Annotated in this window: 12 protein-coding genes; 2 read left to right on the top strand and 10 right to left on the bottom strand. The window is 40.2% G+C overall.

Annotated features, from left to right (window positions below):
- Positions 1-202 precede the first annotated feature (202 nt).
- From ACEW8U_RS06390 to ACEW8U_RS06360, 7 genes are all read right to left on the bottom strand, one after another.
- Entirely contained in the window at positions 203-853 is a 651-nt protein-coding gene (locus tag ACEW8U_RS06390; protein ID WP_373521205.1) for an SGNH/GDSL hydrolase family protein, read from the bottom strand.
- A gap of 63 nt (positions 854-916) precedes the next feature.
- Positions 917-1,957: an LD-carboxypeptidase gene (locus tag ACEW8U_RS06385; protein ID WP_373521204.1), complete on the bottom strand. Its 1,041-nt coding sequence runs from the start codon at positions 1,955-1,957 to the stop codon at positions 917-919.
- Positions 1,958-2,078: 121 nt separating this feature from the next.
- On the bottom strand, positions 2,079-2,552 hold the full coding sequence (locus ACEW8U_RS06380) for a hypothetical protein (protein ID WP_373521203.1): 474 nt from the start codon (positions 2,550-2,552) through the stop codon (positions 2,079-2,081).
- Positions 2,533-2,715: a hypothetical protein gene (locus tag ACEW8U_RS06375; RefSeq protein ID WP_373521202.1), complete on the bottom strand. Its 183-nt coding sequence runs from the start codon at positions 2,713-2,715 to the stop codon at positions 2,533-2,535. The genes ACEW8U_RS06380 and ACEW8U_RS06375 overlap by 20 nt, the downstream gene beginning before the upstream one ends.
- Positions 2,716-2,806: 91 nt before the next feature.
- Complete coding sequence (locus tag ACEW8U_RS06370) at positions 2,807-4,141, bottom strand: D-alanyl-D-alanine carboxypeptidase (RefSeq protein ID WP_373521201.1); 1,335 nt, start codon at positions 4,139-4,141, stop codon at positions 2,807-2,809.
- A gap of 15 nt (positions 4,142-4,156) precedes the next feature.
- Complete coding sequence (locus ACEW8U_RS06365; RefSeq protein WP_373521200.1) at positions 4,157-4,540, bottom strand: DUF423 domain-containing protein; 384 nt, start codon at positions 4,538-4,540, stop codon at positions 4,157-4,159.
- Between the two features lies 1 nt (position 4,541).
- Positions 4,542-5,216, bottom strand: coding sequence for a YggS family pyridoxal phosphate-dependent enzyme (locus ACEW8U_RS06360; RefSeq protein ID WP_373521199.1), 675 nt, complete (start codon positions 5,214-5,216; stop codon positions 4,542-4,544).
- 36 nt (positions 5,217-5,252) lie between these two features.
- Here ACEW8U_RS06360 and ACEW8U_RS06355 point away from each other — a divergent pair, with 36 nt between their 5' ends.
- Positions 5,253-6,803, top strand: coding sequence for a GH3 auxin-responsive promoter family protein (locus tag ACEW8U_RS06355; protein ID WP_373521198.1), 1,551 nt, complete (start codon positions 5,253-5,255; stop codon positions 6,801-6,803).
- A complete protein-coding gene (locus ACEW8U_RS06350) occupies positions 6,800-7,438 on the top strand; it encodes a LysE family translocator (RefSeq protein ID WP_373521197.1) in 639 nt (212 codons plus the stop codon). Before ACEW8U_RS06355 ends, ACEW8U_RS06350 begins: the two co-directional genes overlap by 4 nt.
- 203 nt (positions 7,439-7,641) lie before the next feature.
- Here ACEW8U_RS06350 and ACEW8U_RS06345 read toward each other — a convergent pair whose 3' ends face one another.
- The 3 genes from ACEW8U_RS06345 to ACEW8U_RS06335 form a co-directional block, all read right to left on the bottom strand.
- A complete protein-coding gene (locus ACEW8U_RS06345; protein ID WP_373521196.1) occupies positions 7,642-9,282 on the bottom strand; it encodes a hypothetical protein in 1,641 nt (546 codons plus the stop codon).
- A 161-nt stretch (positions 9,283-9,443) separates the two neighbouring features.
- Complete coding sequence (locus ACEW8U_RS06340; protein WP_373521195.1) at positions 9,444-10,646, bottom strand: hypothetical protein; 1,203 nt, start codon at positions 10,644-10,646, stop codon at positions 9,444-9,446.
- A gap of 527 nt (positions 10,647-11,173) precedes the next feature.
- Positions 11,174-13,266, bottom strand: a 2,093-nt coding sequence (locus ACEW8U_RS06335; protein ID WP_373521194.1) for a penicillin acylase family protein, incomplete at its 5' end; no start/stop codon positions are given.

Here is a 13,266-nt window from a genome sequence, read left to right as displayed (position 1 = left end):
GTGAAAAGCGTCGCCGCCGCTTTTCACGCTCCCCCTCCCAATAAGACGACCCCGGTGGCCGAGCTTGCCGAGGCCAAATTAGGATGACCTCAATGTCCTTACCTTTTCTGTACGTTTTCAAAATGTTGTAAATTCGAGGTGACAAGGATAGGCCAATTGATGTTTTTGGATGCTGTGTGATAGTCCGATTTTCGAAAATCCGTCAAAAATCCATCTTTTCTAAGATTACTTGTTCCAGTTTTTTAGCCCATTTTTCATAGACCAAAGCACTTGGATGGAGATTATCCGACACAACCATCTGCGGTAAGGCACCAATTTCCCGATATTCATCTGTTATATTTATGTAATGAACACCCAATTGTTCTGAGATGGATTTTTTTGCTTCATTAAATTCATCTATTTCTCTGGCCACTTTCTCTTGGTCAGAATCTCTGTTCACCGCAAAAGGAGTAACCCCCCAGTCAGGAATAGAAATCACTACAACGTTGTTTGATTCCCCATCTGCAAAAGCGATGGCATCCTGAAGAAGTGTCCTGAATTCCGCTTCATAATTTTTAATAGGCCTGCCACGGAATTGGTTGTTGACACCTATCAACAAAGTAACCAAATCATAGGTATTGCCAGCAATTCCGGCATCATTTATTCCCTTCATCAATTCATCAGTTGTCCATCCTGTTTTGGCTATAATGGTAGGTTTTTCGAATTCCAATTCTTTTGCTTTCAGTAAATCCACAGTTTGGTTAGGATACCGGTCTTTTTCATCCACTCCTTCCCCAATCGTATAGGAATCTCCAAGAGCCAGATATTTAAATGTATTTTCTTCCATAAGATCTTTGGAGTTTTCTTTTTCCATACAATTTAGATAGAGGGAGGAAATCAGTAATGAAATTATTGTTAGATGCTTCATGGAAATGGTTTAAGATTTAAAGATTTGATGCGTCATATTGAATGTACCTGATGCTGCATCCATCTCGATCTCTGCACCGTGTGGAATTACAAATTGCTTGGCCACATGCCCAATCATAGCACCTTTGAACGCAGGGATATTCAAGGGCAGTATATAGTCATCCAAAATATCATCCAGAGTCAAAGACCCATACCCTCCTCCCGGTGTACAATCTGTACATTGCCCAAAGATGAAACCTTTGATTTTTCCCAGGGTCCCGTTGAGTTTAAGGGTACTCATCATCCTATCAATCTTATATGGATCCTCGCTGATGTCTTCAATGAAAAGAATAGCATCCGTAAAATCAGGATAATAGGGTGTTCCCGAGATGGAAGTCAGAACAGTGAGATTTCCACCCAGAATTCTTCCTTTTGCCATTCCAGGCCTTAGCACCTGAATTCTATTTTGTTTGACAATCAGGTCATCTCCCTTGACTTGTTCATTTTCAAAATGCATCAATTCCTGATCAAAAAACATTCTCTCAAATTGCCCAACATTGAAACTGTTCCAACTTCCAGTTCCATTCGGACCATGGAAGGTAATCAGACCGGTTTGCGAAAAGATGGCACAATGCAGTGCCGTGATATCGGAATAACCCAAAAGAGGTTTAGGATTTTTTTGGATAGCTTTATAGTCAATTTTATCCAATATTCTTGCAGCCCCGGAACCACCTCTGATACAGATGACAGCTTTGATTTCAGGGTCCGCAAACATATCATTGAAATCTTTTGCCCTTTCCTCATCAGTTCCTGCAAGATGCCCTCTTCGGTTTTTCAGGTTTTTTCCCAATCTTACTTTTAGACCCAATGCTTCCAAAGACTCTTTGGCAAAGTCAAATTGGATCCTCTCTGAAGTGGCAGCAGAAGGGCTTATTAGGCCGACGAGGTCGTTTTTTAGTAGTGCTGTGGGGGAAATTGTTTTTTTAGCTTCCGATAAAATTGGAAGAAAGGAAGCCAAAGGTAGTGCACCAATACTTAGGGCAGCAGATTTAAGGAAAAGTCTTTTATTCATGGGTTGATTTTTTTAAATAAGGTAATATGTAAATCTGCCTATTTTTAAGTAGCTTTTGTTTTTGCTATATATGGTTGGAAGACCGAAGTCGGAAGTCGGAAGTCTGAAAATAAATCCAACATTAATCTTCGGGCCTTTCTTGAGGATTGATTTTCTGCAATTCTTCTAAATCAAGCTGATCCTTTAATCGGTTGGTTGCTTTTTTTGCTATTATCAGGCTCTTATAATCAATAAAGTAGACAGGTATTTTTTCGACATCAATCACATTAGCGTTTTGGTACAAACTCTCAAAAGGTATATTTTCCAATCCCTTGATACTTGTCATAATATCCAGTTTAAAACCATCATTTAAAGAAAAATCTGTCCATCCCGGTAAAAACTGAAGTCTTTCAATTTGTTCGAAATCACCTAATCCCATATCCTTAAATGCTTTTCTAAGATTCTGACGGTTTTCTAAGGTGTCTTCAATTAATATATCGATATCGTTTGTACTTCTATTATAACCATAGATATTGACAGCAAACCCTCCAATTGTTAAATACCTTACATCATTTAAATGGAGGTATTTCCAGATATCAACTATTTGTTGTTGCATCCTGATTTAATTGGGTTTTTGGTGCATCGCGCATAGATCTGGAAATTTCTATTAATATAAAAAGTCTTTTCAGTCTTTCCTGATAGGAAAGCGCTCTTACTTCATTAATCCTTTTTTCTTCAATTATACTTGGATCGGCATAAGTAAATTTTCTTTTTTCCATGCCTTAAATTAGAAATTCAGTAAGTATTATACAAAATTTAATAGTGGACTTTTGGGATATGTTTTAATACAATGTGTTTTCAGGAAAATCCTCAGAACTTCTCTTTGATATACACCATCACCTTTTCCATTTCCCTTCGGATTTCAGATGATTTGTTAAGGTAATTATTGTTCATAAAGGCAAAAGCATAAACCTGACCAGAATCTGTTTTGATATAACCTACGAGACTGAGGTTATTGCTAATTGTACCGGTTTTCGCAAATATATATGGGCTTTTTGCTTTGTAGTTGTTTTTTAAAGTACCGTTGATACCACCCTGCGGCAGTAATTGCATGATCTCTGATCGGGGGAGGGCTTTCTCCATCTTGACCATCAAGGTAATCATAGATCTAGGGGTGGTCAGGTTGTGTCTGGAAAGACCAGAACCGTCCACCCATTGTGGCTTGTCAGGTAAATCCCACAAATAGGTCTTCTGAATAAAATCAATGGCCCTCTCGGAATTCAATTCCAAAAACTGTGCATCAGAGATCATCAATAAAAGTTGTTCTGCAAGGAAATTATCACTTTCCTGAAGCATCTCTTTCCACAGGGGTCGGAGTGTGCCTCCTCTGAAAACCTTGTGGTTTTGTGGTAAAAGTTCTTTGCTTAAACCAACCGATTTATTGATTTGCACTTCGGCCAATTTGGTAAAAAGGTCCGGGGAGGTGATAAATGGAAGTTCGGATTTGGAAGCGGTGTAGGAATTTGGGTTGAAGTAAAATTCATTGCTGTGGAAAGACCTTTCTACATATTTGGTTTCTTTTAAAGTATTAATGCCTACTTTGCCGAAATAAGGAATGTTAGAAATAGGAGTTCTTTTTTGATTGGAATAAGTGACGAAATTTCCAAAAATAGGGAAAGGAGACTTTTCAGATGAATAGGAAAAGTAATAATCATCCCACTGCCATCCATATCCAAAAGCATCATCTTTCCAATTAGAATCAGAAAATCCGATGGTTTTGTAACTTCTTAGAAATTCTGAGATTTTAGATTGGGGAAGATTTTTATATTTCCATGAAGGAAAACCCGTCCCCCAAAAGATTATGTTACCATTGTTTTCCACATACCTAAAGGCAGGAAGGCTATCCTTTAATACCATAAGACTGCCATAAAATGTTAGTAGCTTGGTGGTTGAGGCAGGAATGAAGTTCAGATGGCTGTTTTTTTCAAATAGGACTCTTTGGCTATCAAGGTCAAACAGAACAAATCCTGTATGGTGATTTCCAAAAAAAGATTGGTCATTCAGCAGATTGTCTAATCCAAGATACCTTTCGACAATTCCTGATTCCTGTCCAAAACTGAAATTTGCAATTAGCAGGATTGAAAAAAACCAAAAAGATTTTCCGATCGGAGCAAGGATTCGAATTGATATTTTATAGCTGTTCAATTGTGTCTGAGAATTTTAATTGGATTTGTTTTTTGCACTTACAACCACTAAAACCCAACCCAGAATAAATGCTATTCCCCCTATAGGGGTGATTGCCCCAAGCCAAGAAATTCCTGTCAAGGATAGCACATAAAGTGATCCCGAAAAAATCAGAATTCCAACAAGAAACATCCAAACTGCTGAATTAAGCCTTTTGGTGGTAGGTTCAAAACGCTGCCATACGCCAACAGCCAAAATGGCCAAAGCATGATAAAAGTGGTATTTAACAGCGGTTTCAAAGGTTTCAGTTCTTCCATTACTTACCAAAATAGCTTCCAAACCATGTGCGCCAAAAGCCCCAATACTCACAGCCAATCCACCCAAGATTCCAGCTATCAGGATAGTGTTCAGTTTGATCATCTTATTTATAATTTCTTTCACCAAAAATGGCCGTTCCGATTCGTACCATTGTACTACCTTCTTTTTGGGCAATGATATAATCCCCACTCATCCCCATGGATAATTCTTTCATTTTAAAATTGGATGGAAGATTCCTGATTTTCAGATCCGTAAATAACTTGTAAAGACTTTTGAATTCACTTCTGACAATATCTGAATTCTCAGTAAAAGTAGCCATACCCATTAATCCTATAATTTTAATGTTTTGGAAAGATTGGATTTCATTTCCAGTAATAATTTCTTCCAACTCATTTTCATCCAAGCCAAATTTACTTTCTTCTTTTGCTATGTAGATCTGAAGGAGACAGGGTATTATCCGATCAACTTTTTTTGCCTGCTTATTGATTTCTTTTAGGATCTTCAGAGAATCCACCCCATGGATAAGGTATACAAATGATGCGATGTATTTGACTTTGTTGGTCTGAAGATGCCCAATCATATGCCACCTGACATCATCGGGCAATTCAGCTTGTTTTTCCACCATTTCCTGAACCTTATTTTCTCCAAAATCCCTGATACCTAAATCATAAGCCTCTTTCAGTGCGGGTATTGGTTGAGTTTTACTCACTGCTACCAATGTACATTTAGGATTTGAAAATGTATTTTTTATCTTAATAAGGTTTACTTTAATGCTCATTCGTTTTAATTTGGTGATTTCAATCAAAACAAAGATATGGCTATATTGGGTACATTGCTAAAAAAAGGGATCAGATTAAGGGATTCTTTGGAGCAGGAATACAGCTCGCCTTTGGAACTTCAAAAAGTCGAACTTAAAAAGTTATTGATCAAGGCCGCAAAGACGGAATTTGGCCGCAAATACAACTTTGATTTGATTTTAAAGGAGTTTAAGAAAAGGGATGACAGTTTTTATAGAGCCTTTTCCCAATATGTCCCAATCTATAATTATGATAAAATCTACAATGAGTGGTGGTACAGACTCAAAGCAGGGGAGAAAAACATAACCTGGCCGGAAGCCATCCGTTATTTTGCGTTGACATCCGGAACATCAGGAGCATCTTCAAAGTATATCCCCATTTCCAAAGATATGGTAAAGGCTATTCGAAGGACCGGGGTCAGGCAAATTCTTTCCTTGTCGAAATATGACTTACCAGATGAATTATTTACTAAAGGTATTTTGATGTTGGGAGGAAGTACTGATTTGGAGTTTAATGGGACGTATTTTTCCGGTGACCTCAGCGGTATTACCACCGGTAGGCTTCCCATTTGGTTTCAAACTTTTTATAAACCTGGAAAACAGATTTCAAGAAACAAAGATTGGGGAGAAAAATTAGAGCAGATTGTAGATATGGCTCCAAAGTGGGATATCGGAATTATTGTTGGTGTGCCTGCATGGTTACAGATTTTAATTGAAAAAATCATAGAAAAGTACCATTTGGAAACCATCCATGATATTTGGCCAAATCTTAGGATATATGTACATGGAGGGGTTTCTTTTGAGCCCTATAAGAAAGGCTTTGTAAAACTTATGGCAAAGCCCTTGATCTACATGGAAACCTATTTGGCATCAGAGGGTTTTTTGGCATTTCAGGCGCTTCCGGAAAGGAAATCTATGAGATTGGTTTTGAACAATGGGATTTTCCATGAGTTTGTGCCCTTCAATGAAAGTAATTTTGATGAAAATGGTGAAATCCATCCAAATGCTGAGATACTGAAAATAGATGAAGTTGAGGAAGGTAAAGACTATGCACTTTTGATTTCCACTTGCGCGGGTGCTTGGAGGTATCAGATAGGGGATGTGATTCGGTTTGTGTCTAAGGAAGAATCCGAAATTGTGATCACTGGTAGAACAAAGCATTTTCTAAGCTTATGCGGGGAACATTTGTCTGTTGACAATATGAATAAGGCGATCCATTTGGTGGAAGAGGAAATGAATCTGGATATCCGTGAGTTTACTGTTATTGGGCTTCCTCATGGTACTATGTTTGCCCATCATTGGTTTGCCGGTACAGACAATGAAGTCGATGAGCAGGAATTAAAGGACAAAATAGACGGACACCTTAAAGTCCTTAACGATGATTATGCAGTGGAAAGGAAACATGCACTAAAAGAAATGAAGTTGTCTGTTGTACCTGCTGCCTTGTTTTATGGATGGCTGAGAGTTCAGGGAAAAGAAGGGGGTCAGAACAAATTCCCAAGAGTCCTGAAAGGCGAAAAAATGAAGAGTTGGTTGGAATACCTTAAGGAAAATGGAGTGGAAATATGAACCAAGCTTTGATAGAAGGCATTAGTATGGGTTTGTTACTTTCTGCCATGATAGGTCCTGTTTTTTTTACCCTGATCCAAAATAGCATAGAAAATGGATTTCGACATACTTTTGTTTTGGCCTTGGGTATTTTGTCAAGTGATCTGATATATGTAGTTATTACTTTTTTTGGAGTTAGTTTATTGGCGCAGAATCCATATTTTGAAGTAATATTGGGCTATATTGGAGGTGCTGTTTTGGTTGGGTTTGGCATATCTGCTTTTTTCAAAAGGAATAAAGGAAGGTTAAGTTCAGGTGGTCTCACCATCCCCAAAGCAAGAAAGACAACCGGCTTTATGAAAGGGTTTGGGATCAATGGCATTAATCCTTTTGTCATGCTGTTTTGGATTTCAATTGCAGGTTTGGTCAACCTGAAGCAGGATTTCAAAAAAACAGATATTGTCCTGTATTACTTTGGGATATTGTTTACGGTCTTTTCTATTGACTTATTGAAGGCCTATATCGCCAAGCAACTGAAATCATTTGTCACTCCCGGGTTGATGAAAAAGCTGAATATCGTGGTAGCGATAGTATTGGTTTTTTTCGGGTTGAGGTTGATAAAGTTTGCGTGGGAGAGGCAAGTTTTGATGTCATAATAAATATCATTTCTGCTCCATTTTCTTCTAAGGATTCCTGAAATTTAAAGATTTATACCCTATAGGTTTCGAAATTTTAGTCCTAAGCCCCAAATCCAAAAGCTGTTAAATCCCTGTTATTCGGGACAAGCTTTGGCTCTCGGCTCTCGCATCTCGGCTCTCGCTTCTATTCTCCTGATTCTTAACTCTCTCGCACCTGCCCCTCACTCCACCTCCACATCAAATGCCCCATTCACAATCTTCCCATCGATCTTGACCTGAATCCAAATGCGGTACTGACCTTCCTCAGGAAATGCATAGGGGAAACTGACCATGCTGTGTTCGGCATGTTCTTCATCTGTCCATTCCCAATGGGACATATCTCCCATCAACAGACTGTCTCTTTCGGAATCGGGAAGTTGATCCAAAAATGCAAGGACCCGGTCAATACTGTCCGGGAAACTATGAACTGTAGGAAGGTTTGTGAATCCGATCCTGCCTGTCTCGAATCTTTCCAATAACATCTGTTGCGATCCCATGGAATAATTACCGGTAGGATGTAGGTGAATATACACCGACCCATCATGTTTGAGGACAACTGCATGTCCCATCATTCCCAGGTAAGGCTCAAGTTTTGCAGGTTCACCGGCTTGATCAAATAAGGCAAAATCGAGGTTATACAACTTTCCCGCATCAAATTTCCCGGTTTCGGTTTCCCAAATTGCGGTATAGCCACCGGGCAGGTCTGTTTTGATTCCCGGTTTGCCACAGACCATGATATCACCATCCAAGGTGCTGACTTTGTTGGTGACTGGGTTGGAAAAAGTATAAGTGTCATCTCTCCCTAATATGCCTTCCTGGTTGGAGGCTAGGCTGAAATTTTTACCCTCAGGTATGGTCAGGTCAGAAACAATGGTTTCGGAAAAACCTGTATATCGAGTAATATCTGCAAACACATGGTAATCTCCACTGGGCAGGGGAGGAAGTTTGACTTTGTAATTGAGGGTATCTATCCGGTGTGGATGAAGATGGGCAAATACATCCAAATCCCCTTTTCTGATCAAAAACAAATGCATGAGTTTGCCATGGTCAGGTACCATGTAACTCAATTTCCTTGTAATTCTGCCATAATTGAGGACAGTCGAATCTACTTTAAGCAGTAAGTAATCCCCGTCATTTTCTTGTTGAAAAAAACTTTTTGCTTCAAAAGGTTTGTACAATGTTTCTTTGTAATAATCGGCCTCTGAATCCCACCAGGATTTACCTCCCCAAATGACAAGACCTACCACAACAATTCCAATGGCCATTCCGATCTGTTTTTTCCGGTTGGCTTTTTGGCTACGCTCCTGTCCAGGTTCCCGGATACTGTCACCCATAGCAGCTGCCAAAATAGTAACTATCAGTACTACCAACAATATTCCCAATAAAGTCAAAGGTACTCCAAGTTCCAGGGGCATATCCTTTTGTGCGGTCGGCATAGCCATAATGGGGATAATGGTCTCGAATGTCTCTCCTTTTTCTGTCAGGATGACCTGCACACTCGAAGTCCCACCAGCCATAAACCAAAGTTCTCCTTCATATTTCCCCGGTTCACCTGATACGGCTAGCATGGGGTCTGCCACAGGAGTACCTTTCAGCCCAGCGCTCCAATATACCGGTCTAACCTCCAAATTGATTCCTTCGGGATTCTCGGGAATTATTACCGTAACCAAAGCTATTCCCGGAATAACATCCGGAGGGTTGACATTGGCCAAAATTCTGTAATTGCCCAACTTACCTTCATAAATTACTCCCGGACTGCCCACGTGACTTACCAAAGGCAAAATACAGATCAGCAAAACAATACTCAATAAGGTTTTTTTCATGGGTTATATTTTTTGTAAATCCTCAAGATGAAGGTCGGCGGTAAACTAAATTTAAAATCTGGCATTAAACTAAAATAGGAGATTCTCACATCTCGTTTCTAAACTCTCGCCTCTCGCTTCTACCAAATTAAAGCTAAAATGCAAGTCAGCCGATAACCAAATCATCTCTTTACCTGCTTCATCCAATTCCCCCATGAAAGTCCCAATCTTGAGGAGAGGATTCCAATACCAGCTGCTATCATCAGTCCGATGATCAATGCCCAACCTGAATCGGTAGCCCATGGGGCGAAAGCAAACCTGTATTCAAACTCCGGTGGAGCAGAATAAGGCCATGAAAACCTTCCGAAAAACCAGCCTCTTGCGGCTTCGGTATTCAGGAATTCTGCAAAGTACCATTGAGCAGGAACAAAAGTCACTACGAAAGCAAGTGAAATCATAGCCGCAAAAAACCATTTATTGATATTTCTATATTTAGACATCAGTATATCTAGAGCAATAGCAGGAACAATCAAGAGGAGCGGAAAATGATAAGGCTGAAATCTTGTGATATAATTATAAACTGGACTAAGTCTAGGTTCGGCTGGGAACAATGGCAAGATCCAGACCATCACTGCCATGAGAAAGGTATAGGCTAAAGCCATTTTTGTGGCTGCCCATCTGTAGGGGGCAGCATAGGCTACCGAAACCATAAAGACAGGGAACACCAACAAGGAAACCTGATAAGCAATGGCGCCATGAAGCCTATTGACAAAAAAGTATTCTGAAACAAAAACATAGACCATGGCCAAAAGAAATCCGGAGGACAAGGCATACATCCATTGCAAATGGTTTTTGGTACGGAAATCCATTTTTCCTTCCAATTTATTTTGGACAGAAATCACAGAAATCATTGCCCCAAACTGAATCATAATCATTCCCAATCCCAATAAGGCATGTGGAGGTGAAAGGATTTTCACATCCAATCCATAGGTATTGTGCCACCAATCATCAAAAGGTGCCGATGTCAACATGGCAAATGCTCCCCAAATGCAGAACATGGCACCTAGGGAACCATGGAAAATTCCCCAAAATCTAATGTTTTGGGCTTTTTCTTCTTTCGAATCCCAAAAACTGGTTTTCAATACTTTCACGCCTGAAAATACTCCTGCAATAACGGCACCAAGGTAAATGGCTATATGCGGCGGGGAAAACAGCCCATCCCTGCCTACACTCATGTGCCAAGAGATATCCCATAGCAAGCCAACAGCGATGCAAAGAGAGGCAAAAACGGAAGCATAGATATAAGTTGGTATTGTTTTGACGGTACTTTCCGTTTTGGTGTAGGAAGTATCGGTCAAGGTGGCTGTGGAAAAATTGTGGTTCATAGTGATTTCAATTTTTTGACAATTTAAAAATAAAGTCAATGGATTGAAAGTTTTTTTGAGTGAGATATGAGATGGGAGACGTGAGATTTGAGACATGAGATTTGAGATGGATTTAAAAATGAAAAGGGATTTGATAAAAATCGGGAATGTCGAAATTCAAGATCCCTAATTCATTTTATACTCCGAGCTTTCTAATAGGGGTCTTCCAACACCAGAAATCCTCCGCAAGAGATTGCCACGTCGCACGAAGGGATATTCAAGGTATCAAAGTTTCTCGCGTGCTCCTACCAATGACATGAATCGGAGCAGCCGTCATGGATGTAGGAAGCATCTCACGAGGTTCAGGAAATGATAAATTTGAACACAAATAGGACCTTTTGAGATTCCTCGTACCTCGGAATGACGATTAACCTGATGTCATTACCAATTCTGAACGTTTACAAAATGTTGGGGACTCGCAATGACGACGCAAACATCGGTCATCGGTCATCGGACATCGTCATCTTCCTACTTCCAGCTTTTAACTCCTATCTTTCACCCGGCCTATAAATCCTTTTGGCATTTTTCAACACATCTTCTCTATAATAACTGACATCCTTGAATATTCCTTTACTGTAGTTTTCTGCCTGATCCACAAAGTGAGGGGAGAAGGGATTGCCACTTTGCCCACCAGCAAGTAAGGACTTTGCCCTGACTTTCTCTCCAAATTCTACAGCAGCTACAAAGCTATTACCTACATTCCCGTACCATTTTTTGGTATTGGGATAAGCTCTGCTTCCATAAGCGGCCAAAGAGCCCCAAAGTGACGAATTATAACCGACAGGCAAACTTGGCAATTCATCATAGAACATGCCCTGGATTTCATTGGTTACCCTTTGGAAGCGGTTGATTTCTCCCCATGGGGTGCTCCATGTACCAAAATCATCCACAAGTTTGTCAACTGCTTTTTCCAATGCCAAAATCTTCATTTCATCACTGGTATGATTTGCAAGAAAATCAAAAATATAAGTGTCCCAGGACCTTTCCAGTTCTCTACCCATTGCCATCAGTTGATTTCCCCAGAAAACAGCCAAGGAGGTACTCACTGAATTGACTCCTGTTTTTAAATCCCAAGAAAAAAGCACAGCCATGGGTTCTTTCAACTTTGCCTTCCTTGGGTCATTTTCCGGAAGGCGAATGTATGCTTTTTCCAATGCAGGAATCATTGGATCAAAGGCCATCAAAGTCGATTCATAAGCTACTTCGGAAATCAGGGATTCCAGTGTTAGGTCTTTTTTGTCGGATAGAATCCTGACTGCATTCACTCCTCTTGCATTTTCCAGGTCCCAGGCGATATACGGAGGGTAATCCTTTCTTTTGGGGCTGCTAGGGCCCGCTGCTGTAAATGGTGTGGAATTGCAATGCTGTATCCAGCCATTTTCCGGATTTTCGATATAGATCATTTCCTCAATATCATGCAATCCTTTCCAATCTGTAGCTGGATTGCTTCCATCTACCACATTTCTCCAATCAAACTGTGGATCACGGACAGGTATAAAATTACCATGGTAGTAGACAATATTGCCATCCCGATCCGCATATACCGTACTGTTGGAGGAATTGGTTTTCAGTCCCATATTGGCTTTGAATTCAGAATGGCTTTTTGTTTTGGTCCTGTTGTAGGATTGGGTGAGGGCTTTTTCCCGCTCCACCATCAGGGCTATGGCCACCCATTTCCCATTTTCTTCCCTGATGACAGGACCATGGTGACTGTAAAAAGTGGTAAATTCTTTAGAAAGCGTTTCATTCCCGTCCTTGTAAGATACTTTGATGAGTTTCTCAATAAAAGGTCTCCATTGCTTCCCGAATTTGTAATGATATTTGCCTTTTCGCTTCTCAACTGTCAGAGCAAAGTGGTCTATGGCATCTGCTTTGGCAGACGTATGCATCCAACCATTGAATTCATTGAATCCTTGGTAGATGAAAAATTGTCCCCAAGTTACCGCGCCGTATGCATTCAATCCTTCCTCACTGACCATATGAACTTCCGGCCTGAAATAAAAAGAAGTATGCGGATTGATCATTAGAAGTGCGTTTCCTGATTTTGACAGTTTAGGTGCAATCGCAAAACCGTTTGAACCTTTTGGTTCTTCCTCCCAATCTCTTTCAGGATAAACAAGATCAGCTAAAAAATCCTTATCATAAAATGCTTTCAATTGATTGATTGAAATGGTTTCGATATCACCGCCTATGCTTCCCTCGCTGAACGTCAATGCCATCCAAGGTTCAAATTTGGTGATTAGTTTGGGCTTGACTTCAGGATGGGTATAGAGGAAATAATTGATTCCATCGGCCCAGGCATCCATTAGATTTTTGAGCCATTGCGGGGAGTTTTGGTATTCTTTTTTGACCACCTCCTCGTCTATATAGAGCGTCATTCTGAGGTCGGCATATATTTCCTTTGCCCCTTCTACTTCGGCCTTTCTACCCATAGAGGTAATGTAATTCATTTCCACCCGGTTAAAATCATCCTCGCATTGGGCGTAGATCGTTCCAAAAACTGCATCAGCATCTGATTTTCCGTAGACGTGCGGAATACCCCATTGGTCACGAACGATCTCGGTGTTTTGAGCTCTTTGTC

The sequence above is a fragment of the Aquiflexum sp. genome (assembly GCF_041751335.1).
Lineage (GTDB): Bacteria > Bacteroidota > Bacteroidia > Cytophagales > Cyclobacteriaceae > Aquiflexum.
This window is presented reverse-complemented; position numbering and strand designations above follow the sequence as displayed.

Coding starts and splice junctions, on each gene's coding strand:
- ACEW8U_RS06390 (WP_373521205.1), bottom strand. CDS start 853: ATGGAAAAAGAAAACTCCAAAGATCTTATGGAAGAAAATACATTTAAA.
- ACEW8U_RS06385 (WP_373521204.1), bottom strand. CDS start 1,957: ATGAATAAAAGACTTTTCCTTAAATCTGCTGCCCTAAGTATTGGTGCA.
- ACEW8U_RS06380 (WP_373521203.1), bottom strand. CDS start 2,552: ATGCAACAACAAATAGTTGATATCTGGAAATACCTCCATTTAAATGAT.
- ACEW8U_RS06375 (WP_373521202.1), bottom strand. CDS start 2,715: ATGGAAAAAAGAAAATTTACTTATGCCGATCCAAGTATAATTGAAGAA.
- ACEW8U_RS06365 (WP_373521200.1), bottom strand. CDS start 4,540: ATGATCAAACTGAACACTATCCTGATAGCTGGAATCTTGGGTGGATTG.
- ACEW8U_RS06360 (WP_373521199.1), bottom strand. CDS start 5,216: ATGAGCATTAAAGTAAACCTTATTAAGATAAAAAATACATTTTCAAAT.
- ACEW8U_RS06355 (WP_373521198.1), top strand. CDS start 5,253: ATGGCTATATTGGGTACATTGCTAAAAAAAGGGATCAGATTAAGGGAT.
- ACEW8U_RS06350 (WP_373521197.1), top strand. CDS start 6,800: ATGAACCAAGCTTTGATAGAAGGCATTAGTATGGGTTTGTTACTTTCT.
- ACEW8U_RS06345 (WP_373521196.1), bottom strand. CDS start 9,282: ATGAAAAAAACCTTATTGAGTATTGTTTTGCTGATCTGTATTTTGCCT.
- ACEW8U_RS06340 (WP_373521195.1), bottom strand. CDS start 10,646: ATGAACCACAATTTTTCCACAGCCACCTTGACCGATACTTCCTACACC.